Here is a 22503-nt window from a genome sequence, read left to right as displayed (position 1 = left end):
ATATCCCAATCCTTCAATGGTGTACCCGCTGCTTCTATTTTACGTTTGATACTCTGCTCAATAGGTGATAGGATGACCCAGCTCTCAGAGGACGAAAACTCGCAGATGGTGTGCTGTTGCTGAACAAAAAGGCTCAATTTCCATTCGTAATAACATCAAGGATATAGCGAGAAAGAGTGTTTCTGTCACACTTGCAAATCTTTGCAATCTGACGTTTAGACACATTTTCTTCTAATAATCCTTTGATGAGTTCTTGTTTATGATATAGTTTGTGCTTTTGGGGACAGGTCTTTCTTCCTTTCGGCCTTCCAAGCGTTACTCCCTCGGCACGTTTGCGGGCGAGTGCTTCCTTAGTGCGTTGGCTGATGAGGTTACGCTCAATCTCTGCTGACAGTCCAAAGGCAAAAGCGAGTACCTTGCTTTGGATGTCGTCGCCAAGTCGGTAGTTGTCTTTGATTGTCCAAACACGACACTCTTTGGTCATACAGATGTTGAGAATTTCCATAATCATAAAGAGATTACGCCCTAATCGAGAGAGTTCGCTACAGATGATGATATCATCTTTCCTGATCTTTCTTAGAAGACGGCCGAGCTGTCTCTTATTATAATTCTTTGTGCCGCTGATAGTTTCCTCGATCCAATCGTCAATTATCAACTTTTGTCTGTCACAGAAATTCGTGATTTCGAAACGCTGGTTCTCTACAGTCTGCTTGTCACTGCTCACTCTGATGTATCCGTATATCATAGTTGTTTTTCTATATGGTTTTACCTGATACAAATATGAACAGATATATAATTGGATACTCGGGTAAGGTGAATATATCACAGTAGCCCCAAAGTGTTACAAAGAGCTATGATAAACCCTGTAAGGATAAGGTTTTCTTGCAGGGTTTGTCAGTGATTATATGATAGAGTAGGCAAAAGAAAAGCCATGAATCCCAATAGTCAGGATTCATGGCTTTTCGCTTAGAGTGAGGGATTCTGTCAGCTCAACAGTTCTCTTACGATCGTACTGATGAGGCTTCCATCGGCTTTACCTGCCAATTCTTTGCTGGCTACCCCCATTACTTTGCCCATCATTTTGCTGTCAGTAATGCCGAGACGGCTGATTATTTCCTTTAGGATGGGTGTCAGCTCCTCGCGTGAGAGCTGCTTGGGCAGGTAGGCTTCGATCACTTCGGCTTCGGCGAGTTCCGGTTCAGCCAGTTCGGGTCTGCCGTTTTCTACAAAGATGGCAGCACTCTCGCGACGCTGCTTGACCATCTTTTGCATGATCTTGAGGGCCGCATCTTCGGTCAGTGTGCCATCGCTGCCTTTGGCCGTTTTGGCTTCGAGAAATTCTTTCTTCACTCCGCGAAGGGCTTCGAGCTTCACTTTGTCGCGAGCGAGCATAGCGGCTTTAATATCGTTGCTGATGAGTTCAAAGTAGTCCATTGTATAGGCTTGTTTATTGGTTCGGATGTATTGTTAATTGAATGAGATCGTGGTCGGAGAGCTTGGCCGTTCGCTTTCGGAGGCAGGTCGTTCGCTCTCTTCCGAACTGACAATGTCTTTCTTCAGACGACCGGCCGACTCTGCTATCCGCATGCGTATATTGTCGATACGAGAGAGCAGTACTCCTGTACGGCTGTAGGCCGGTTTCTCTTCGAGGGCCATGATCAGTTCGTCGTTGTCCAATTCATCGAGGTTGAGTATGATCGGTTTGAAGTCCACCACCTTCACTTTTTCCAGTTCATCGGGGCGGTAGTAGCGGTTGATCAGATCATTGTCCCGTTCGTTCTGCGTCTCGATCTCACGAGAAGAGATGGGATCGCTGATGACATTGCCGAGGTTGTCTCCGATGCGGATGCTCTCGCGTGTGGTGTCCAGATCGAAACCGGAAGCCAGAATGGTGATCTTCACTTTCTTGCCCAACTCCGGATCGGTAGTATAACCCCAAATAGTATCGAATCCGGTTTCTATTTTGGCCGTGAGTTCGTTGATGGCTGATAGTTCGTCCGTACCCAGCGGGTCTTCCGTGCCTTGATAGATATTGAAGAGTACGCGCCTTGCCTTGAAAATGTCGTTGTTGTTGAGTAGGGGAGAGGTAAGAGCCTCATTGATGGCCTGCTCCATACGGTCGGGCCCTTCTCCGTAGCCGGTACTGATGATGGCTATACCACCGTCCTTGAGCGTCGTATGCACATCGGCGAAGTCGAGGTTGATCGTCCCTTCTTTCATGATCATCTCGGCGATACCATTGGCTGCGTTGGTGAGTGTCTCGTCTGCCTTGGCAAAAGCATTGTCGAGCTTCAGATCTTTGTATATGATGCGGAGCCGTTCGTTATTGACTACAAGTAAGGCATCCACGTTCTTGCGCATTTCCTCCACCCCTTCGAGAGCCTGAAGAATCTTGCGCTTGCCTTCGAATACGAATGGGATGGTAACGATGCCGACTGTGAGGATATTGAGTTCGCGCGCTATCCGCCCGATGACAGGAGCTGCACCGGTACCCGTTCCACCGCCCATACCGGCCGTTACGAAGACCATACGGGTATGGCCGTCATCCAATATCTTGCGTATGTCGGCTTCGCTGGCCTCTGCTGCTCGTCGTGCTACTTCCGGACGGCTACCGGCTCCCAGACCGTTGGTTACCTCGCGACCGAGTACCAACCGATCAGGTACCTCGCTGCGGTCGAGAGCCTGTACATCGGTATTACACAGGAGGAACGATACATCGCGTACCTTGCCGTGGTACATGTTTTTGACAGCATTGCCACCACCACCGCCGACTCCGATTACTTTGATAATAACGGGCAAGCCGGAATCCGTATAATTAAAGTTCAGCAATTCGTCTTCCATATCTATCTGTTATTATCTTGATTAGTATCTTCGTCGAACAAGGAGCCAAACTTTATGAAAGCTCCCTTGAGCTTGTCTCCAAATGAAGGCCCGGTCTTTTCTTTCTTTTTGACGGTCTGTTTGGGGGAGTCTTCACGTTGTCGGTCAGTATTGCCCCTCTGTTCGTTTTCCTTTCTCTCTATTTGCCGGTCTTGTGCGAATAGATCTTGTACGGTGTCGTTGGCCGGTGTTTCTTCTTTGGTCTCTATCTGGCTTACCAGTTCACCCAAATTGGTCGTGATATAATCTGTGCAGGCTTGGGTGGCCTTATATGCCAAACCGATGGTAGAGATATGCCCTTCGATAAAAGAAATAGCATTTTCTGTGTCGATGCGATCCATTCGAATTTTGGCCGGAGTGACCTCTCCGAGTATCTTCTTCATGGCAGCCATATATTTGTTGATCTTGGCACCACCTCCATTGAGGATAATGCCGGCACCGATATCTTCAAGGAGGCCTGAGAGGCGTAGGATATTGAGGTAGTTGGCTGTGATTTCGTCCATGCGAGCCTTGGCCAAGCGATTGACTTCGGAGGAGCGGAACTCCCTTTCGGAGAATTTGTCGGCAAAGGTCATGCGGAATGATCCGTTGGACTTATTGTCGTTGATCATCGACACGTTGTTGATCTTTATGTTTTCCGCCTCTTGTTCTGTCAGTCGGAGGCTGGTCAGGTCCCTTGTGACGTTATAACCTCCCATCGGAAGTACGCGAAGCATAGCCAGTAGCCTGTTTTTATAGATGGATACAGATGTACAGCCGGCACCTATATTGACGTAGCAGCATCCCAATGTCAGCTCATCATCCGAGAGCAAGACCTGCGCTTCACAAAGAGGAGTGACGAGGATGCCGGCTAAGCGCAATCCCAGACGTTCTTCTATGGCGATGCGGATATTCTGCTTTACCGAACGGCGAGCAGTGATCAATTGGAAGCGGGCTTCAAGCTGATGGCAAAATACTCCTTTGGCCTGTATCTCTTGTTTCCCGTCCACATAAAAGAGCGGATCGGTCACATCCAAAACTTCCTTATCGGGGAAAGAGGCTCCTCGCATTTCAGCCCAGAGGGATTCGATATGCTCGGTGCGAATGACCTCTCCTTCGGGAGCCATGGCTTTGCGAACGATATACTCTTGCGAGGCGATCGACTGCCCTCCTACACCGACATATAGCGATGTAATATGGGTGTTGTCTTCAAGTCGCTCATTTAGCTGGCTGACGATGCGTCGGATAATGGCTGCTGCTTCGTCGATATTGTGTATGCATCCGTGGCGGATGCAATTATTGGCCGGTTCCTCATAAAAAGAAATCGGAGAAACACGTCCATCTTCCGTTTTGCGAGCCACCATACCTCGGATGTACCAACTGCCCAAGTCAATGACTGCATAGATTGTGTTCATACTGCTCATACTATGTGGTGAAGGTAGCTACTCGCAAGAAAAAACTCTATCTTCTCTACTGCACTTGCACACGGGCAGCTGCAGGGTAAAGAGGGGAAGAGGGAAAAGGAGTGGCGACCACCTGATCTTTAAACTCCAAATTTAATGTTTTAAACGTGTCCCATCCATATTTTGGGATGGCTTTGTCCAAAAAAAGGCGTAGGTTCGATAATTTTTCTGCCCAATTCGGTGTGCTACCTATTACTATTTCAGTTTTACCCATACGGGGAACGAGTATAATCTGCCCGTCATCAGGGACATAAACCTGAGCAAAAAAGTTTGACCAAAACGGATCATCGCTAATAAATGCAATGAGATCGAAGAGGGGGCCGGTGGCTAAGGATGTGGATATATGCCCTGAGGCCATCAGGACAGGGGCTGCATACTGCAGGTTCGGAACGATCACACTCCTGTCGGTGGATACATAGAAAGAGGTATCAGACCTAACTACCATAAAGAGCGGATCTTTCTGCTCCACGGTCAGATACAACTGACCGGACGGGGAGGCGTATAGTTCTGCTCCATGGAAAAGTGAGTTGGCACGAAGCTTCCTTTCCATGCTGTGTAGGTCGATAGAATCGAGCTGTTTGCCATAGGGCGTGAATCCAAGACGTTTCAAATCCCGTTCCACATCGTTTTTTTGCATGAATGCATGCTTCGTTTTGCCCTCGACACGGACCTCCAAGCCTGAGCAGCGTGTACCGTCGGGATAATCCGAAAAGTAAACGATGGCTGCAACAAGATAGGCGAGTACGAGGAAAAAGCCCAGTATATAAAGTACCTTCTTCAGCATAGAGTTTGAAGATATTGTTTGACCGGAATCACTAAACGATCGATATCGCCGGCTCCGAGTATCAATACGACATCAGGTATCTCGTCGTTGTGTAGATAATCGAGCAGTTCGTTTTTGCTCACCAGTGTTTTATTCGGATTGTCGATCAGATCCAAAATCAAACGGCTGGTTACACCGGGCATAGGAAGCTCCCGCGCGGGATAAATATCCAGCAAAACGACCTTGTCCAACATCGAAAGGCTCTTCGCAAAATCCTGATAAAAGTCTGCTGTGCGACTATAAAGATGTGGTTGGAAGATCCCCATGATACGTCGGTCGGAGTATAGCTCGCGTACGGAGCGAATAGCAGCATCCAATTCTACGGGATGGTGTGCATAATCATCGATCAGGACTACACGGTCTGTGTCCAAGACTTTTTCGAAGCGACGATGAGAGCCTTTGAAAGATGCGATGCCACTTCGAAGCTCTTCCAAGGTGACGCCGTTAAGATGTGCGATAGCCATAGCTGCTACGGCATTCTCTACATTGATGCGTATGGGTACGCCGAGTTCTATCTCTCTGAGCCGTCCACCCGGATAATACCAAGTAAAAAAGAGGCGACTATCCCTGATCGTGATGTCGGAAGCGTAATAATCAGCCTGCCGATCATCGGATGAATATGTAAACAGTCTGACGTCGCTTCCCAGCCGAGGATTGACCGGTGCACCGTATTTAAGCAGCAGTACTCCGCCGGATTGAATTAGAGAGGTGAAATGTTCGAAGCTGTCGCGATAATTCTCAGCCGTACCGTATATATCCAAATGATCTGGATCAGCAGATGTGATGATAGCCATAAAAGGCTTCAGATGGTGGAATGAACGATCGAATTCGTCCGCTTCGACGACTACCAAATCACTTTTGTCCGAAAGCAATAAGTTTGATTGATAATTATTGGAGATGCCTCCGAGGAAGGCGTTGCAATCCACATGGCTGTATCTCAGCAAATGTGCCAGTAAGGTAGAGGTCGTAGTCTTTCCGTGTGTCCCGGCGACACAGAGTGCACGTTCCATCAGGGTTATCTCTCCGAGGATTTCAGCACGCTTCATTACGCGGTAACCATTGGATCTGAAGTAGGTTAGTTCCGCGTGATCGGCAGGTACGGCAGGAGTATAAACGATCAACGAATCGGCCGGAGAGAAAAACGCCGTCGGAATCAAATTCAGGTCATCGCTGAAGTGAACTCCTATTCCTTCTTTGATCAATTGGTCAGTAATGGGACTCGGTGTCAGATCATACCCGCACACTTCGAATCCTTTTGCATGGAAGTAGCGAGCAATAGCACTCATGCCGATCCCTCCGATCCCAATGAAATACACTCTTTTCATTGTTTTGCACTTTTCTCTGATTCCACTATTCTTGCTATTTCGTCCACAATTCGATCTGCCGCCTGCGGTTTGGCCAGTTTTCGGATCTGTTCGCTCAGAGAACTCAGTTCTGTCGGATTGCGAACCAGAGACAAAGCTGTATCGGTCAGTAATTCCACAGCTTTCGCGTCCGGAATTAGAACAGCAGCAGCGCGAGTAGAGAGAGCTAAAGCATTCTTCGTTTGATGATCTTCAGCCACATTGGGCGAAGGAACCAGTATGGCGGGTTTCCCCAGCAGGCAAAGCTCCGATATGGAGCATGCTCCGGCGCGTGATACAACCAGATCGGCGGCACGATAAGCATAGTCCATTCGGGTGATAAAATCATTGACATAGCATTTAAGCCCGGGATGATTCTCTACTGCGTTTCTGGCCGTTTCGATGTAGTTCTTGCCCGTTTGCCATATAAGGCGTACACCGCTTTCGGCCCATTGCCCTAACTTCTCTGTGATGCTTTTGTTAATGGTGAGAGCTCCCAAGCTCCCTCCGACCACTAAGACGACAGGCGATTCGGACTGTTCGAGTCCGAAAAAGTGGAGAGCTTCGGATCGGTCGGGACGGCCGAACTCTATTTCCGGGCGAATCGGATTGCCCGTAAAAACGATTTTTTCAGCAGGAAAAAATCTGTCCATTTCGGGATAGGCTACACAGATTTTATGTGCTCCTCGGCTCAAGAGCTTATTCGTTATACCGGCATAGCTGTTTTGTTCCTGGATAAGGGTAGGGATACCGAAGGAGTGTGCTCTGCGCAGAGTGGGACCGCTGGCATAACCACCTACGCCGATCACAACATCGGGGCGAAAGTTCTTTATAGTCTTACCGGCCAGTCTCAGGCTTCGGAAAACGGCAGTGGCTACCTTGAAATTCGACAATACATTTTTCCTGTTTAGTCCCTTGATGGGTAGGCCTACGATTTCGTAGCCGGATCGTGGTACGCGCTCCATTTCCATTCGTCCGTCAGCACCGACAAATAAGATGTCACATTCGGGATATCGGCGACGGAGGGCATCCGCAATGGATATGGCGGGGAAAATATGTCCTCCTGTCCCCCCTCCACTTATGATAAAACGCAGTTTGGCGTTTGACTTTTCGTTATTCATGCGTCCAATATATTTATTTCTTGTGGTTCATCGTCGGATACTTCTGCTTCGATCGCTACTGCTTCGGTAGTCTCTTCCTCTTCTTTGTTTAGCGTTGTCCGTCGCGAGATACTCATCATGATCCCGAAAGCCAAACTCGTAATCAGGTACGATGTCCCTCCCTTACTAATGAGCGGGAGAGTCTGCCCCGTGACGATAATTCCCGATGCTACGATGAAATTGAACATTGCTTGCAATAGATACAGCAGCCCGAACCCCATCAGGAGCATTCCCTCGTAGCGGCTGACTGCCCTTTGGGCTAACTGTGCCAATCGGAAAAATAAGACGAAATAAGCCAGTGGGATCAGTATCCCCCCAACAATGAAGCCCATCTCTTCGATGATAATGGCATAGATATAATCCGAGAAAGCCTGTGGCAATATATCTCTCTCGATACTGTTCCCCGGCATTACTCCGAACAGCCCTCCACGAGCGATAGCAATCTTCGCATGTGATTCCTGAAAGTTGTCATCCGTAATGACGTACATCATCGAATCTCGCTGTTCAGGGCTTAAATCTTTTAGCGCCGGATCACTTACGATACGGTTTTTCCAAGTGGGAGCACGATTGGATAGTTTGCTCAGTGTTTGCGACGGTAGCGTAAGCAATAGGATATATGCCAGAATGGCAAAGGCTACTCCCCCGATGAATAGCCAGAAGAGATTCTTGCCGGGAGCACCTCCGATCCAGGAAATAAAGAAAAAGAAGGCTGCAATGAGCATGGCTGTGGATAGATTGTCTTTGGCAATGATAAGGATCGGGATTGCCGTAAGTATCGAGAACCAGACAAATCTTTTCTTGGCAGACAGGTGTCCGAGCAATGTATAGATGATAGCGGCGATCATGACCAGAGCTATCTTCATCAGCTCTGAGGGTTGGAATGTAAGGCCGAATGGCAGGGGGATCCAACGCGAAGCTCCGTTTATGCTCGTTCCATTGAATACTGCAATGATCAATAATACCAAGGATAGAAGGTATAGTCCCCCTCCCAAGAACTTCAAGGTCGTGGAGTTCAATCGGGATACTAAGACAACTGTTACAATGGACATGATGATGAATGCCCCATGCTTCAGTATGGGCGACATCATTCGCCCCTGATATGCCAAAGTGCTGGATGCACTATAGACTTCTACCAAGGAAATGACAACGAGAAAGAAGAAAACGACCCAAAGGGTCTTATCTCCCTGAAACAATTTTTTCCAAGCCATTTTCCTAATATCTCATAGATTCAATACCTCTTTCCGAAACTGATCCCCGCGATCCTCATAGTTCCGGAAAAGATCGAAGCTTGCACAGGCAGGGGAAAGAAGTACCGTATCTCCTTTGGATGCCATCTTGTATGCAAGCGAAACAGCTTCGTGCATTGAACGTGCATCCGCAATTCGCCTGATCTTGCCATCGAAGAACTTATGTAGCTTCTCGTTGTCTACTCCGAGGAAGATAAGGCCGTCTACCTTGGATAGTACCAGATCTTCTATATCTGTGTAGTCGTTCCCTTTGTCCGTGCCTCCCATAATGAGGATTACTTTGGTTTTGATACTCTCCAGAGCATACCAGGTGGAATTGACGTTCGTCGCCTTGGAGTCGTTGATGTAATCGACACCTTTGACGCGTGCAATCTTTTCCAGTCGATGTGGTACGTTTTTGAAGTCCTGTAAGGCTTCTCGGATATCTTCATTCTTAATATCCATAGCCTTGGCTGCAATGGCCGTTGCCATAGCATTGTGTCTGTTATGCATGCCGGACAGAGCCAGAAGTTCCTCGTCCATAACAAAAGGTGAGTTAAGATTCATGACAACCAATTCGTTCTTTTCATTGATCCAAGCAGTCGTATTTTCTGTTCGAGCTTCCATGGCAAACGGCATACAGCGAGCAGTAGGATGATGTTCCGCCACCCATTGGCTGATAAAAGCATCGTCCTCCCAATAGATGAAGCAATCCTCGGGCTGTTGGTTCTGTGTGATTCTCATTTTCGCTTCCGCATAAAGTTCGAATCGGTGATCGTATCGATCTAAATGATCCGGTGTAATGTTGAGCAGAATGGCCACATTAGCCCTGAAGTCGTACATATTGTCCAGCTGAAAGCTGCTCAACTCTATTACATAATAAGGATGCGGGTCGAAAGCCACCTGTCTGGCCAGACTAAAACCGACATTGCCTGCCAAACCGACGTCTAAACCTGCTTTGCAAAGCAGGTTGTACAACCACATTGTGGTCGTTGTCTTGCCATTGCTACCAGTGATGCACACCATGAAAGCATCGGTGTAACGTCCGGCAAATTCTATTTCAGATACGATTCCTATCCCTTTGGCAAGGGCTTGGCGGATAATCGGTGCCGTGTCGGGGATGCCCGGGCTTTTGATGAGTTCTCCCGCTTGGAGGATTATCTCCTCCGTATGCTGTCCCTCTTCGTAAGGTATGGCATACCGCTCCAACTCTTCCTTGTATTTCGGGGCTATCTTTCCGTAGTCGGATACAAATACACTCAGACCTTTGGCCTGTGCCAAAAGCGCAGCACCTATTCCGCTTTCTCCTGCTCCGAGAACGACTATATCATATTTTAATTGCTCCATCTTCCCAGTTCGTTTTTCTTTTATTTATTATCGCATCTTAAGTGTGGCTATAGTAATTGCAGCCATGATGATCCCCACGAGCCAAAAACGAACGGTGATCTTCGATTCGGGAATCGCGTGCAAAGGCTTCTGTAGCCATGCATCTATACCGGCATTGCCCTGCTTTTGGAAGTGGTGGTGCAGGGGGGTCATCTTGAAAATGCGTTTCCCTTCGCCAGTCCTTCGTTTCGTCAGCTTGAAATAAAATACCTGAATCATAACGGAAAGGCCCTCTATGATGAACACGAAGCAGAGAATCGGCAGTAGCATCTCTTTGCGAATGATCAGAGCGAAAACTGCGATGATCCCTCCCAAAGTAAGACTACCCGTGTCTCCCATAAATACCTGTGCCGGATAAGCATTGTACCACAAGAAGCCAATAGTGGCACCGACGAAAGCAGAGGCAAAAATGGTCAGTTCCTCTGCACCCGGGATAAACATGATATTCAGATATGATGCCATCTCGATGTGGGAGGAGACATAGGCAAAAATGGCCAGTACGACTCCGATAATAGCGGAGGAGCCTGTAGCCAATCCGTCCAACCCGTCAGTCAGATTGGCGCAGTTGGAGATAAATGTCACTACCAGCACGGCAACACATACGAAGAGAATCCAACCGAATACCACTTTAGTCTTGCCTTTGAAGGGAAGTAAATCGGCATAGTCGAAGTTGTTGTTCTTGACGAAGGGGATTGTGGTCTTGGTCGATTTTACTTCCTGTTTATTGTAGTGTACTCGCTCCACCTGTCCGTCCCGAAGCACCTCGGTGTTTTCTTTTATCACTACGGCAGGATTCATATACAGTACTATCCCGATGATGAAACCCAGTCCCACCTGTCCGATTATTTTGTAACGCCCGTGCAAGCCCTCTTTCTTCTTGCGGAAAACCTTGATATAGTCATCCAAGAAGCCTAATGAGCCGAGCAGGACGGTGGTGACGATCATAAGCAGGATATATACATTATCAAGACGAGCCAACAATAGGGTGGGGATCAGAATGGAGATGATAATGATCAGGCCTCCCATCGTGGGCGTTCCTTTCTTGCTGAGCTGGCCTTCCAACCCCAGATCACGGATAGTCTCGCCTATCTGTGCCTTTCGCAGTTTTTCGATGATTCGGTTGCCGATAACGGTGGCAAGCAATAATGCCAAGATAATGGCTACCGCGGACCGAAACGATACATAGTGAAACAGTCGCGCTCCGGGGAGGTGCAGTTTTTCGAGATAGTCAAACAGATAATACAGCATGATGTCTATAGAGTTTATTGAACGATACGATCTTTCGACATGGCATCGCAGACCACTTCGCGATCGTCGAAATGGTGTTTGATGCCCTTGATTTCCTGATAAGTTTCATGACCTTTGCCAGCTATCAAAACAAAGTCACCCTTCTCTGCCAGCATGCAGGCCGTGCGGATGGCTTCCGCCCGATCGGTAATGAGCAGCGTTTTCTTCCTGTCTTCTGTCGAAAGTCCGGCAGCCATTTCTTGGATTATCTCTTGAGGCTCTTCATCGCGCGGATTGTCCGATGTCAGGATCAGACGTTCGCTCCTGCGGGCTGCCTCCTTAGCCATCATCGGACGCTTGCCTTTGTCCCTATTGCCTCCTGCTCCTACCACTGTGATCACTTTGTGCGATTTTGCCAATGGTCGTATGGTGTCCAATACGTTGATCAGTGCATCCGGCGTATGTGCATAATCCACGATGGCCACATAGCCATCCTGTGCGGTGAATGCCTGGAAACGGCCGTCCACGGAAGTCAATTCGGAGAGGATACGCAGCACTTCTTCCTTGTCCTGTCCCAATTCGCAGGCGGTGCCGTACACGCATAGTAGGTTGTAGGCATTGAAATCCCCTACCAGACGGACAAAGACTTCTCTATCATCCACGTACATATCCATGCCGTCGATATGCCTTTCTACTATCTTGGCTCGATAGTTTGCCATGCTCTTGAGTGCATAGGTACACACACGTGCTTGGGTGTTCTGTGCCATTACGAGGCCGTTCTTATCATCGGCATTGATCAGAGCGAAAGCTTGAGCACCGAGGCCATCGAAAAAACTCTTTTTGGCTCGCAGATATTCCGGTACGGAACCGTGATAGTCAAGATGGTCACGAGTGAGATTCGTGAAGATTCCGCCGTCGAAGTCAAGAGCACCGATTCTCTTTTGTGCCGCTGCATGAGAGCTGACCTCCATAAAAGCATATTCGCAACCTGCATCTACCATTCGACGGAAAAGAGCATTCAATGCCAATGGATCCGGTGTGGTGTGAGTGGTCGGTTCGGACAAGTCATCCACATAGTTGCAGACGGTACTCACGAGACCGACTTTATAGCCCATTTTTCGGAAGAGTCTGTGCAGCAGGGTTGCTACGGTGGTCTTACCATTCGTACCTGTCACACCCACCAGAGTCAGGTGGCGCGATGGATGCCCGTAGTGTGCCGAGGCCAATGAGGCTAAGACTTCGGCCGTATCGGACACCTGGATAAAGCAGCATCCTTCAGGCTTTTCTTCCGGAAGGTCCTCCACGACAAAAACTCGGCAGCCTTGTGTAAGGGCTTGAGGTATGTAGATATGTCCATCTGTCTGTGTGCCACGAATGGCTACAAAGAGCGTGCCGACGGTAGCCTTGCGGGAATCGGATGCAATATCCGTGATCTCCTGTTTGGTATCTCCTATGACAGCTATCGGGCGCAACTCCGAGAGGTATTGTTCGAGTTTCATTCCTTGTTCTTTACATAGATAAGTCGATGACAACAGTCTGCCCCACTGTCACCTTAGAACCATACGGTAAGGATTGGGCCACTACATGCCCCCATCCATTTGTCTTCACTCTCAGTCCAGAGAGTTGTAGCATATATAGAGCATCCTGTGCCGATAGGCCACGGACATCGGGCATTATACCGCGTTTGATAGCCGGCAAAGGCTTCAGACTTATGCGTCCGCTCTCCTCCGTGGCGCGTACCCACTGGTTTTTGTCGGTCTCGGATGCTGACTTGACGGGCAGATTCAAAGACTTCAATGCTGAGACGATTGGCTCGCGCTGTCCGGCACGTACAGCAGGCAGATGCTTGATCTCCGGTAGTGGGCTTATTGTGTCGAATGGTTCCGGCTCCTGTATCGCCAGTAGTTTTTCCGCTATCTGCTTGACTACCACGCCGGAGATTCCCCCACCGGAGGGATATACGCCACGGGGGCCTCGTACAACCACCATACAGGTGTACTTGGGATTTTCGGAGGGGAAGTATCCGCAGAAAGATACCAAGTGCATCGTGCCGCCGGCTCGATAGCCACTCTTGCCTTGAGAGATCTGTGCTGTACCGGTCTTTCCGCTGATGTTTACTGTGGGGCTTTTGACCGGCGAACCGGTTCCCTTGGCTACTACGTTCGAGAGCATATCCTGTATGGCCACAAGTGTAGAGTGCTTGCAAATGGAATCGCGCAGTACTACCGGCTGATGCTCCTGTACGATCTCCCCTCTATCCATCACTTTCGTTACGAAGTAAGGACGCATCATCTTGCCGCCATTGGCGATGGCGTTGTAGAAGGCCAATGTGTGGATCGGTGGAATCTGAGTCTCGTATCCGAACGACATCCATGCCAGGGTCGTGCCGTACCAGCGGTCGGGGTTGTCCGCACGCTTGCGTACTACGGCCGGCGCTTCGCCGGGTATTTCCAGCCGGAACTTGTCCGTGATACCGGTTCGCCTCACGGCCTCCACGTATTTGTCTGGATCGTGAGCGAAACCTTTCAGAATGATTTTGGCTACGCCTACGTTACTTGAGTACCAAATGGTCTGAGCTGCCGTAATGGGACCATATCCGCCTTTGTGGGCATTATGGTCCCTGACTGTACGCTTGCCTACGGAGAAGAGGCCGTTGCCCGTTTCGATGATGTCCTCCGGATGTACTATACCGGCATCAAGGGCAACCATCATCGAAACGGTCTTAAACGTAGAGCCGGGTTCTGACATGTCTGCCACGGCGTAGTTCTTGGATTCGATATATCCGCCGGACGATGTGCGTTGCAAATTGGTAATAGCCTTCACCTGTCCCGTGGCTACCTCCATCAGTATGGCTGTTCCACTCTCTCCCTCTACCTCTTCGAGCTTGTTGCGCAGCTCTACCTCAACTATGCTCTGCATATCCATATCGAGGGTGGTGTAGACATCGCAACCGCGCTTCGGCGACTGTATCGTATTCAGTATTCTTCTGCCTCCTACATAGACGCGGCTGGCCTTGCCCGTCTCGCCTCTGAGTTGCTTGTCGTAGAACAGCTCTATGCCGTTCTTCCCTTGCGACAGGCCTCCGTCCATCGATCCGTAAACGCTGCCGATGGTACGACTGCCCAATGAGCCGAACGGCATCATTCGCTTGGCTTTCTCCTCCGGACGTATGCTTCTCGGTATGGGGCCAAGGCCTTTGCGAGGCACACGTGCCAAGGGAGCCATATCGTACAGCTCTTTCATTTGCAGGTAGGATATATCCCGATTGATCACGGGCCAATAGCGACTCTTCTTGGCCATGCCTTGCTTCCATTTCTTTTTCAGGTCGGCCGGCTTTATCTTTTCGTATTGGTTGGAGAGCTTCCGGCTGATGTTGTGTGCCAGTGTATCGAGAAGCTTGTTCAGGCTATCCTTTTTGATTGATTTGAGCGGATCGGCTTGGAAGTCGAAGTAAAGACGGAAGTAAGGAGCCGTTATGGCCACGGCTCGTCCGTCCGCAGCGTATATGTTGCCGCGGATGGGTGCCAAGTCTACCGGTTCAGGTCGATGAAGAGTCTCCCCGATAGCACGCCATCTGTCTCCTTCGACAAAAATCGTCTTCAGAATCTTGCCGAATACTACGAGCAAGACCAGAATCATCAAGGCCCCTACGATACGGTAGCGACGTACAGCCTTATTGGTTACGGGATTGTTCCTCTCTTCCTGTTTCATGCCGGTAGTCTATTTCTTGCGTTGATCTTTATCGACCGGACGATAGAGGATGTAAGGTGGGGTCTGCGAGAGCGTCAGCTCCAGGTTTTGGGCCTGTATGGCTTTTTCCACATTTAGCTTCTGACTCATGGCGGTTACCTCAGAGGCTTTGAACAGGGCACGATAGCGGTAGTCCTTCACCTGCTCCTCGAGCCGGCCTATCTCGCGCACCTGCTCGATGGCTTCGTATCCGTTCCAAATGTTGATCACAGACATCAGAACGATGACCAGTCCCAACTTCCAGTTGCTGGTTATCCAAGGATGCTCGATGAAAGACCCTCCCATCAAGCTCCAAAAGCTATTTTTCTTCGTTGAAGTCGCCGTGTAAGCATCCCGAAGAGGTGCTTCCTCTTCTGTCGAGGTCTCCCGCTCAGGAGAGACCCCTTCTTGCTCGCATAGGATGTCCTCCCCTTCGTCGATATTGTTTTTAGTAGTCTCTTCCATTATATTTTTTCTGCTATTCGTAGTTTGGCACTTCTTGCACGAGGATTGTCGGACAGCTCCTTCGTCGATGCCGTCAGGGGCTTACGGGTGATGTGTCGCCAAGGGCTTTGCGGTGCTCCGTACAGTCGTAAAGCATCTTCGTCAGGTGCCTTTACGGTTCCGTAGCGGAGAAAGTTCTTGACCATCCTGTCCTCAAGCGAATGGTACGTCATTACGACAAGTCGTCCACCGCTTCGCAGACAACCGAGTGCTGCTCTGAGCATCTGTTCCAAGGCTCCCAGCTCATCGTTCACTTCGATGCGCAATGCTTGGAAGATACAAGCAAGCTGTTTCTTCTCTTCTCGCGGAGAGACGAGACTGCGCACGGCCTCCAGGAGTTGTCCCACGGTTTGCAGTCCGCCGGAAAGGGACTCCCTGTGACGGACGATGGATGCCGCAAGGCGGCGTGCCTGCTTCAGTTCACCATAATGATAGAAGAGGTCGGACAGGGACGAGGCATCGTATTCATTCAGGATGGTGGCAGCATTTTGGCCGGCACGAGCATTCATCCTCATATCCAACAGAGGGCTTTCCGAACGGAAGCTGAATCCGCGCTCTTCCTCATCGAAGTGGTGCGACGATACACCGAGATCTGCCAATATGCCATCGACTCCATCCTCTCCGTAATAATCCATAAAGTTGGCGAGGTAGCGAAAGTTCGAAGGGATGAAGACGAAGCGCTCGTCTTGTAGGATATTCCGGCACGCATCGGCATCCTGATCGAATCCGTACAGCCGCCCTTTGGAACTCAATCGCTCCACGATGGCACGGGAATGTCCCCCTCCTCCGAATGTGACATCGACATAGCATCCGTCAGGATCGATTCGCAATCCTTCCAAACACTCATCAAGCATCACCGGAATATGATAAACAGTCTCTTTCTCAGGATTATGCATACTGGTTTGTCTCCCCTAAATCTTCGCTTGCGATCGTTTGCTATACCACGCTCCAAAGTTAGCCAATAACGTATAAACAAGAGGAAAAATCATGCAGATGAGACCAAAAACTTATCAACACCGAAGGGTATATATCGAGGAGGAAATGTTGAAAAACTTTGACGGAAAAATGTGTGCAAATACTGCCGTTTCTGCGCCTCGACGGCTTTCTGCAGTTGTGCTCGTGCAGATTCAATCCCCAAATATCCATGACGGGTGCTATCGCACTTACAGAAATTTTTGATGGCTGACATGCAAATAAAGAGAATGCCCTGCGAGAGTACTGCTACTCTTACAGGGCATAGCCTTTGTTTTGCGCTGAGTGGTGTGTCGGTCGATCAGAATGCAGCACGGATTTTCTCTGCGGCTGCAGCCAGCTCTTCCTGCGAGGGCGTTAGCTTTTGGCGCCCGAAGTGCATATCTACCTCCGACTGCATCGGTACCAGGTGGATATGTGCATGAGGCACTTCGAGGCCTATCACCGTCATCCCCACTTTCCGGCAGGGGAAAGCGCGCTTGATGGCGGCAGCCACCCGTTTGGCGAAGATGGTCATCTCACTCAGATCAGCATCGTTCATGTCGAAGATGTAGTCCACCTCTTGTTTGGGTACGACCAAAGTATGCCCGTGGGCAAGGGGATTGATGTCGAGAAAAGCGAAGAACTTATCGCTCTCGGCAATCTTGTGGCAAGGAATTTCACCTGCGATGATACGGCTGAAAATAGTCATGGAACAAACTTTTTGTGTTTATAAACTAATGTCTATAATCTCGAATTCCACCAGTCCGCTCGGTACCTTGATCGAAACCGCATCGCCGATTTTCTTACCCATCAGACCTTGCGCGATAGGCGTATTCACGGAGATTTTGTTTTCTCTCAGGTTGGCTTCCGAGTCCGAGACGAGGGTATAGGCCATCACGGCACCCGTCTTCACGTTCTTGATCGTCACCTTGTTCAGTATCTGAACGCTTTCGGTACTTACTTGCGATTCGTCGATGATACGGGCGTTGGCGATCAGCCCTTTTAGCTGTGCAATCTTCGTCTCGAGGATCCCTTGAGCTTCCTTTGCTGCATCGTACTCGGCGTTTTCGGATAGATCGCCCTTGTCGCGTGCTTCTGCTATCTGCCGAGAGATCTCGGGACGCTGTACGCTTTCGAGTTCGGCCAGTTCGGCCAAAATCTTATCGTATCCTTCCTGTGTAATATAATTGTATGCCATACTTTCTTGTGCGTGGTGTTAGTTTAGAAAAACAATCCTTCATGCTGCTCTCGGCAGCCATTCTCACCCAAAGCTAAAAAAGAAGCCCGGAAGATACCCATATATATGGAATGTCTCCGGAACTCTCACTGTCCTTTGCTTTGGCTATTTGCGCAATTTCGCGTCCGCTGCAAAGATAGTAATCTTTCTTATATGAGCGACTTTAGCCCTCCGGTTGACCCCTGATCCGACTTCCTGCAAGTCTGCTTGGAGCCTCTGCTTCCCCCTCTCTTAATCGGGCAGTGGAGACGCTTCTACCGATTCGCGCAGACCCTTCTGATCGATCAAAGATCGAACTTCTTCTCCTTGTAGTTGTCTTTCGATAAAGGATGGGAAATGGGACGGTTAGCCCGAAAGATGAAAAATGGTTTTTTCGAGCCAAAAACGGTCGACTTGCGGCACGTGTTTTCGCGAAAACTCGCGCGAGAAAAAAATCGTTTTGGCGCGAGAATTTTTTACTTCCCGAACCAAAACAAAAATTTTTACGCGCCACGTTTTTTCGGCGCACGAATCGAAAAAATCTCGCTCGTAAATGCCCAAAGGGGTACGGAGGCTCGGGGAACTTCGGATTCCTGTCGAAGTGTGGGGATTTTTGTCTTTTGTCGGGCGTAAGTCTCCGTACTCTCGATCTTTTCTACGTCCGAACGAACTGTGCCTTGCGCTAGTGCTCGAAATTTTAAGCTGCCGAGCTCCTTGCCTGAAATGGAATTTGGGAAAAGTGGTATATTTGCAAGTCTCATCCAAAAGTATGCGGCATCATGGGTATTCGTGACAAAAGAGCAAGTCTCAACAATAAGAAGCAGCGCATCTTAGCCTGGTGGAGTCGTCATTGGTACGTCAAGTACCTGGTGGTAATCGGCTTCTTCTTTTTGGTGACGTTTGTTTTCGGCGATGCCAATATCAGTAAGCAGATTCGCTACAAAAGCCGTATCAACAACCTAAGGAAAGAACTACGAGAGGTAAAGGAACGCTATCATCAGGACAGTGTGCGTCTGGAAGAAATCCGAGCCAACAAACAAGGAATCGAGCATACGGCCCGAGAGTTGTATCTGATGAAGCGTCCCGAGGAAATCATTTTCCTGATCAGAGACAGCGTCCGCAATCAATAATTAATGAAATAGGCAGATAGGGATGAATCCGCAGCAAATTCGCGAAATAAGCTACCGCGTCGGCAGCCTCTTTTTGATATTCGGGGCAGCATGCAGGCTGGTGCGCTTTGCGCCCGGAGATTATCTCTATGCTTTGGGCGCAGTGCTCTACTTGCTGTCCTATGCTCTGTCCCCTGTCGCGGATTTGGATACTCGCACGCGAAGACTCTATAGGATGAATGTCCTTTCCGGAGCATTCTTTGTTGTTTCTGCCGTATTGGTATTTATAAGAGAGGATTCGCTTTGGCTCCTGTTTTTTTCCATCGGCGTCGTCTATATGATTTATGCCTCCTTGCTTTTGCTTTTTAAGAAAGGACAAGGGGAGCAAGATAAAAAGAAGAAATAAGACTCTTCACTAACGAAATATGCAACCCTCCAAAAGTCGGTCGCCACGCCTGAGGCGTCAGTCGGACAAGGTCTTCGAGGTCAGAGAAGAAGACACCCTTTTGCCATTTCTCATTGGCATACTGAAGGATAATAGTCGTACAGCCGTCAAGCAGATCTTGACGGGGCGGCGTGTTTCCGTCAATGGCATACCCATCACACGACACGATGCGGAACTGAAAGTCGGCGACAAGGTTGTCGTACATCGGACACAGCTACCGGAAGAGCTTCGCCACCCTTTGGTGCGCATCATCTGGCAGGACGATTATTTCGTTCTGATCGAGAAGAAAGCCGGTGTGTCCACCGTAGCCAGTGGTGTCAATAAGGATAGGACTGCTCTGCGTATTGTTAGCGATCATCTCAAGCAATACGACCCCGAGCTGAAGATCTTTATGCTGAACAGGCTGGACAAAGACTCTGCCGGAATGGTGCTTTTTGCCAAGAGCAAAAAAGTGCAGGCCTTCGTGGTGGACAAGTGGCAGAAGGTGGTATTGGAGCAGCGTTTCGTGATAGCCATCGAAGGGGATATGCCCGATGCCGAAGGTACACTGGATGCTCCTCGACATCAAATGCCGACCAAGGGCAAGCAGTCTCGCATCGTGCCCGAAGCACCCTCCGGCGATTCGGCCGGAACGGCTCGTTACAAAGTCATTCGTCGGGGACCGGTATGCTCGCTCGTGGAGGTAACACTACTGAGTGGTCGGAACAATCAGCTCCGTCGGCAGATGGGGCAGCTGGGGATCCCGATCGCAGGCGATTGGCGGCAGGGTAGTTCTTTCCGCCATCTGGATTGCCTGGCTATGCAGGGGACGCGCTTCGTATTCCGCCATCCGGAAACCGGTGAGACGCAGGAATACAAGCTGCCTTTGTCCAAGCTCTTTCGCAGGCTGATGCATATCGAAGAGGGTTCTGCAGCAATCGAAACAATATCGAAGAAGAAAACGCGTTCCAAATAGGTACCTGACTAAATTTTAATAATCCAACATATAATAATGACAAACATGAACCTCAGAAACAGCAAATGGACGGTAGCTTTAACCCTCCTGTTTCTCTCTATGTTGCCCATTGGGGCATCTGCCCAGATTATCAAGGACGTAGTCGTTTGGAAGACCTCTTTGCAGGACAGCGATACGCCCGAGAAAACATTGGTGTTTACGGCGACGATCAAATCCGGATGGCACCTTTATGACCAGAACCTTCCCGAGGATGGCCCTACATCTACGGAGTTTCTGTTCGATAAGATGACAGGAGCCAAACTGGTCGGTAAGGCTACTCCCGACAAAACTCCCATCGACCAATACGACAAGCAGTTCGAAATGAATCTGAGGTGGTATGAGAAGACTGTCTCTTTCCGCCAGAAAATTCAGGTGACGGATCCTGCCAAGTTCTCTATCAAGGGTGGTGTCCGCTTCATGGCTTGTAATGATGAAAACTGTCTGCCTCCCGAAACGAGCGACTTCTCTTTCGATGCTTCGATGATCAAGAGCAAGGCGGCAGCTCCTATTACCGAAGCAGAGGCCGCAGAAGCTGATATGGCTGCCGAAGCGGTTGCTGCTGAGGTTGCAGCGGATACCGCATCGCAGGCCGATGCTGCCGATGCTCTTTCGTCCAAAGCAGACCTGTGGACGCCGGTTGTGAGCGAACTGCGTGCATACGGCGATGATACGCTCAAACAGGCGGAGAGTGCTCCCTGGAAGATTTTCCTCTACGGTTTCCTCTATGGTTTTGTCGCTTTGCTTACTCCTTGCGTATGGCCTATGATCCCGATGACGGTGAGCTTCTTCCTCAAGCGCAATAAGGACAAGAAGAAAGCCGTAAGGGATGCCTTTACCTATGGTGCTTCCATTATCGTTATCTACGTGGTGCTCGGCTTGCTCATCACGGGTATTTTCGGTGTCAATTCTCTGAATAGTTTGGCTACGAATGCGGTCTTCAACATCATATTCTTCCTGCTGCTGGTAGTCTTCGCCATCTCTTTCTTCGGAGCATTCGAGCTGGTGTTGCCGTCATCTTGGACTAACAAACTGGACAGCAAGGCAGACTCTACAACCGGTTTGCTCAGTATTTTCTTCATGGCCTTTACGCTGGCTTTGGTGTCTTTCTCATGTACCGGTCCTATTATCGGTACACTTTTGGTACAGGCCGCTACGGCCGGCTCCAAACTGGCTCCGGCCATGGGTATGCTTGGCTTTGCCACTTCATTGGCTTTGCCCTTTACCCTTTTTGCCGTCTTCCCCAGCTGGTTGCAGGGCATGCCTAAGAGCGGAGGATGGTTGAATATGGTGAAGGTGGTACTCGGCTTCCTCGAATTGGCGCTTGCTCTCAAGTTCCTTTCCGTGGCGGACTTGGCCTACGGCTGGCATATTCTCGACCGTGAGACCTTCCTCGCTCTCTGGATTGTCATTTTCGCTCTGCTCGGTTGCTATCTCTTGGGATGGATTCGTTTCAGTCATGATAGCGAATGGCCGTATCTCTCTGTGCCGCGTTTTATGATGGCTACCGTTTCTTTGGCTTTTGCCGTGTATATGATCCCCGGCTTGTGGGGCGCTCCGCTCAAGGCTGTGAGTGCCTTTGCACCACCGCTCCACACGCAGGACTTCAATCTTTATAGTGGCGAAGTTCATGCTCACTTTACGGATTATGAGGCCGGTATGGCTTTTGCTCGTCAGGAGAACAAGCCTGTGCTCCTCGACTTCTCCGGCCATGGCTGCGTGAACTGTAGAAAGATGGAGAACGCCGTATGGATCGATCCTACGGTAAAGAGCATGTTGGAAAAGGACTATGTGCTCATTACCCTGATGGTGGATGAGAAGAAGCCTCTGGCCGAACCTCTGACCATCGTATTCGATGGCAAAGAGAAGACTCTGCGCACCGTGGGCGACAAGTGGAGCTACCTCCAGAGCCACAAGTTCGGAGCCAATGCTCAGCCTTTCTATGTGGCAATTGACCACGAAGGCAAGCCCCTGAGTGCATCTTACTCATATAATGAGGATGTACCTCAGTACGTAGACTTCCTGAAAGGTGGTTTGCAAGAATTCAAAAAGCGCAAAAACAAGTAAT

General features: G+C 49.5%; 22 protein-coding genes and 1 pseudogene. 5 read left to right on the top strand and 18 right to left on the bottom strand.

What is annotated here, in order from left to right; all coding sequences use genetic code 11:
* The 18 genes and pseudogenes from F452_RS13270 to F452_RS11375 all read right to left on the bottom strand — a co-directional run.
* A pseudogene (locus tag F452_RS13270) lies at positions 1 to 137 on the bottom strand (TaqI-like C-terminal specificity domain-containing protein); the annotation flags it as partial.
* A complete protein-coding gene (locus tag F452_RS0104240; RefSeq protein ID WP_018965000.1) occupies positions 134 to 745 on the bottom strand; it encodes a master DNA invertase Mpi family serine-type recombinase in 612 nt (203 codons plus the stop codon). The gene F452_RS0104240 and the pseudogene F452_RS13270, both read right to left, overlap by 4 nt.
* 239 nt (positions 746 to 984) lie before the next feature.
* On the bottom strand, positions 985 to 1434 hold the full coding sequence (locus tag F452_RS0104235) for a GatB/YqeY domain-containing protein (RefSeq protein ID WP_018964999.1): 450 nt from the start codon (positions 1432 to 1434) through the stop codon (positions 985 to 987).
* Between the two features lie 33 nt (positions 1435 to 1467).
* Positions 1468 to 2841, bottom strand: coding sequence for a cell division protein FtsZ (ftsZ, locus tag F452_RS0104230; RefSeq protein WP_018964998.1), 1374 nt, complete (start codon positions 2839 to 2841; stop codon positions 1468 to 1470).
* A 2-nt stretch (positions 2842 to 2843) separates the two neighbouring features.
* A complete protein-coding gene (locus F452_RS0104225) occupies positions 2844 to 4283 on the bottom strand; it encodes a cell division protein FtsA (RefSeq protein WP_018964997.1) in 1440 nt (479 codons plus the stop codon).
* 46 nt (positions 4284 to 4329) lie between these two features.
* The gene (locus F452_RS0104220) at positions 4330 to 5106 is read right to left on the bottom strand and encodes a hypothetical protein (RefSeq protein WP_018964996.1); all 777 of its coding nucleotides are present in this window, start codon (positions 5104 to 5106) and stop codon (positions 4330 to 4332) included.
* Positions 5100 to 6470, bottom strand: a complete 1371-nt coding sequence (gene murC / locus F452_RS0104215) for a UDP-N-acetylmuramate--L-alanine ligase (protein WP_018964995.1) — start codon at positions 6468 to 6470, stop codon at positions 5100 to 5102. The genes F452_RS0104220 and murC overlap by 7 nt, the downstream gene beginning before the upstream one ends.
* Positions 6467 to 7609 (bottom strand): undecaprenyldiphospho-muramoylpentapeptide beta-N-acetylglucosaminyltransferase, encoded by a 1143-nt coding sequence (gene murG, locus F452_RS0104210; RefSeq protein ID WP_018964994.1) that lies wholly within the window; start codon positions 7607 to 7609, stop codon positions 6467 to 6469. The genes murC and murG overlap by 4 nt, the downstream gene beginning before the upstream one ends.
* A complete protein-coding gene (locus F452_RS0104205; RefSeq protein WP_018964993.1) occupies positions 7606 to 8856 on the bottom strand; it encodes an FtsW/RodA/SpoVE family cell cycle protein in 1251 nt (416 codons plus the stop codon). The genes murG and F452_RS0104205 overlap by 4 nt, the downstream gene beginning before the upstream one ends.
* A 12-nt stretch (positions 8857 to 8868) precedes the next feature.
* A complete protein-coding gene (gene murD / locus F452_RS0104200; RefSeq protein WP_018964992.1) occupies positions 8869 to 10221 on the bottom strand; it encodes a UDP-N-acetylmuramoyl-L-alanine--D-glutamate ligase in 1353 nt (450 codons plus the stop codon).
* Positions 10222 to 10248: 27 nt separating this feature from the next.
* Positions 10249 to 11508, bottom strand: coding sequence for a phospho-N-acetylmuramoyl-pentapeptide-transferase (gene mraY / locus F452_RS0104195; protein WP_018964991.1), 1260 nt, complete (start codon positions 11506 to 11508; stop codon positions 10249 to 10251).
* 14 nt (positions 11509 to 11522) lie between these two features.
* Positions 11523 to 12986 (bottom strand): UDP-N-acetylmuramoyl-L-alanyl-D-glutamate--2,6-diaminopimelate ligase, encoded by a 1464-nt coding sequence (locus tag F452_RS0104190; RefSeq protein ID WP_018964990.1) that lies wholly within the window; start codon positions 12984 to 12986, stop codon positions 11523 to 11525.
* A gap of 10 nt (positions 12987 to 12996) precedes the next feature.
* Positions 12997 to 15198, bottom strand: a complete 2202-nt coding sequence (locus F452_RS0104185) for a penicillin-binding protein (RefSeq protein WP_018964989.1) — start codon at positions 15196 to 15198, stop codon at positions 12997 to 12999.
* A gap of 9 nt (positions 15199 to 15207) precedes the next feature.
* Positions 15208 to 15681, bottom strand: a complete 474-nt coding sequence (locus F452_RS0104180) for an FtsL-like putative cell division protein (protein WP_018964988.1) — start codon at positions 15679 to 15681, stop codon at positions 15208 to 15210.
* Positions 15681 to 16616: a 16S rRNA (cytosine(1402)-N(4))-methyltransferase RsmH gene (gene rsmH / locus F452_RS0104175; protein WP_018964987.1), complete on the bottom strand. Its 936-nt coding sequence runs from the start codon at positions 16614 to 16616 to the stop codon at positions 15681 to 15683. The genes F452_RS0104180 and rsmH overlap by 1 nt, the downstream gene beginning before the upstream one ends.
* Before the next feature lie 377 nt (positions 16617 to 16993).
* Positions 16994 to 17383, bottom strand: a complete 390-nt coding sequence (locus tag F452_RS0104170) for an HIT family protein (RefSeq protein WP_018964986.1) — start codon at positions 17381 to 17383, stop codon at positions 16994 to 16996.
* Positions 17384 to 17401: 18 nt separating this feature from the next.
* Positions 17402 to 17872 carry a transcription elongation factor GreA gene (greA, locus tag F452_RS0104165; RefSeq protein WP_018964985.1) on the bottom strand — a complete coding sequence of 157 codons (471 nt, stop codon included), beginning with the start codon at positions 17870 to 17872 and terminating at the stop codon, positions 17402 to 17404.
* A 384-nt stretch (positions 17873 to 18256) separates the two neighbouring features.
* On the bottom strand, positions 18257 to 18382 hold the full coding sequence (locus F452_RS11375) for a DUF1661 domain-containing protein (protein ID WP_152567392.1): 126 nt from the start codon (positions 18380 to 18382) through the stop codon (positions 18257 to 18259).
* Between F452_RS11375 and F452_RS13265 the strand changes: the two genes are divergently transcribed.
* The 5 genes from F452_RS13265 (at position 18351) to F452_RS0104140 (ending at position 22502) form a co-directional block, all read left to right on the top strand.
* Positions 18351 to 18443, top strand: coding sequence for a DUF1661 domain-containing protein (locus F452_RS13265; RefSeq protein WP_160216975.1), 93 nt, complete (start codon positions 18351 to 18353; stop codon positions 18441 to 18443). The genes F452_RS11375 and F452_RS13265 overlap by 32 nt on opposite strands.
* A gap of 226 nt (positions 18444 to 18669) precedes the next feature.
* On the top strand, positions 18670 to 19020 hold the full coding sequence (locus tag F452_RS0104155; RefSeq protein WP_018964983.1) for an FtsB family cell division protein: 351 nt from the start codon (positions 18670 to 18672) through the stop codon (positions 19018 to 19020).
* Between the two features lie 22 nt (positions 19021 to 19042).
* A complete protein-coding gene (locus F452_RS0104150; protein WP_018964982.1) occupies positions 19043 to 19405 on the top strand; it encodes a hypothetical protein in 363 nt (120 codons plus the stop codon).
* A 19-nt stretch (positions 19406 to 19424) separates the two neighbouring features.
* Positions 19425 to 20399: an RluA family pseudouridine synthase gene (locus F452_RS0104145; RefSeq protein WP_018964981.1), complete on the top strand. Its 975-nt coding sequence runs from the start codon at positions 19425 to 19427 to the stop codon at positions 20397 to 20399.
* Between the two features lie 36 nt (positions 20400 to 20435).
* The gene (locus tag F452_RS0104140; RefSeq protein WP_026292173.1) at positions 20436 to 22502 is read left to right on the top strand and encodes a protein-disulfide reductase DsbD family protein; all 2067 of its coding nucleotides are present in this window, start codon (positions 20436 to 20438) and stop codon (positions 22500 to 22502) included.
* Position 22503: the final 1 nt, after the last annotated feature.

It is taken from the genome of Porphyromonas gulae DSM 15663 (genome assembly GCF_000378065.1).
In the GTDB taxonomy this organism is placed as follows: Bacteria; Bacteroidota; Bacteroidia; order Bacteroidales; family Porphyromonadaceae; genus Porphyromonas; species Porphyromonas gulae.
The sequence above is the reverse complement of the archived record's forward strand: the minus strand, read 5'-3'. Positions and strand labels throughout refer to the sequence as shown.

Excerpts from the sequence above, each read along its gene's own strand:
- F452_RS0104240 (WP_018965000.1), bottom strand. The coding sequence starts at position 745 with ATGATATACGGATACATCAGAGTGAGCAGTGACAAGCAGACTGTAGAG.
- F452_RS0104235 (WP_018964999.1), bottom strand. The coding sequence starts at position 1,434 with ATGGACTACTTTGAACTCATCAGCAACGATATTAAAGCCGCTATGCTC.
- ftsZ (WP_018964998.1), bottom strand. The coding sequence starts at position 2,841 with ATGGAAGACGAATTGCTGAACTTTAATTATACGGATTCCGGCTTGCCC.
- F452_RS0104225 (WP_018964997.1), bottom strand. The coding sequence starts at position 4,283 with ATGAGCAGTATGAACACAATCTATGCAGTCATTGACTTGGGCAGTTGG.
- F452_RS0104220 (WP_018964996.1), bottom strand. The coding sequence starts at position 5,106 with ATGCTGAAGAAGGTACTTTATATACTGGGCTTTTTCCTCGTACTCGCC.
- murC (WP_018964995.1), bottom strand. The coding sequence starts at position 6,470 with ATGAAAAGAGTGTATTTCATTGGGATCGGAGGGATCGGCATGAGTGCT.
- murG (WP_018964994.1), bottom strand. The coding sequence starts at position 7,609 with ATGAATAACGAAAAGTCAAACGCCAAACTGCGTTTTATCATAAGTGGA.
- F452_RS0104205 (WP_018964993.1), bottom strand. The coding sequence starts at position 8,856 with ATGGCTTGGAAAAAATTGTTTCAGGGAGATAAGACCCTTTGGGTCGTT.
- murD (WP_018964992.1), bottom strand. The coding sequence starts at position 10,221 with ATGGAGCAATTAAAATATGATATAGTCGTTCTCGGAGCAGGAGAAAGC.
- mraY (WP_018964991.1), bottom strand. The coding sequence starts at position 11,508 with ATGCTGTATTATCTGTTTGACTATCTCGAAAAACTGCACCTCCCCGGA.
- F452_RS0104190 (WP_018964990.1), bottom strand. The coding sequence starts at position 12,986 with ATGAAACTCGAACAATACCTCTCGGAGTTGCGCCCGATAGCTGTCATA.
- F452_RS0104185 (WP_018964989.1), bottom strand. The coding sequence starts at position 15,198 with ATGAAACAGGAAGAGAGGAACAATCCCGTAACCAATAAGGCTGTACGT.
- F452_RS0104180 (WP_018964988.1), bottom strand. The coding sequence starts at position 15,681 with ATGGAAGAGACTACTAAAAACAATATCGACGAAGGGGAGGACATCCTA.
- rsmH (WP_018964987.1), bottom strand. The coding sequence starts at position 16,616 with ATGCATAATCCTGAGAAAGAGACTGTTTATCATATTCCGGTGATGCTT.
- F452_RS0104170 (WP_018964986.1), bottom strand. The coding sequence starts at position 17,383 with ATGACTATTTTCAGCCGTATCATCGCAGGTGAAATTCCTTGCCACAAG.
- greA (WP_018964985.1), bottom strand. The coding sequence starts at position 17,872 with ATGGCATACAATTATATTACACAGGAAGGATACGATAAGATTTTGGCC.
- F452_RS0104155 (WP_018964983.1), top strand. The coding sequence starts at position 18,670 with ATGGGTATTCGTGACAAAAGAGCAAGTCTCAACAATAAGAAGCAGCGC.
- F452_RS0104150 (WP_018964982.1), top strand. The coding sequence starts at position 19,043 with ATGAATCCGCAGCAAATTCGCGAAATAAGCTACCGCGTCGGCAGCCTC.
- F452_RS0104145 (WP_018964981.1), top strand. The coding sequence starts at position 19,425 with ATGCAACCCTCCAAAAGTCGGTCGCCACGCCTGAGGCGTCAGTCGGAC.
- F452_RS0104140 (WP_026292173.1), top strand. The coding sequence starts at position 20,436 with ATGACAAACATGAACCTCAGAAACAGCAAATGGACGGTAGCTTTAACC.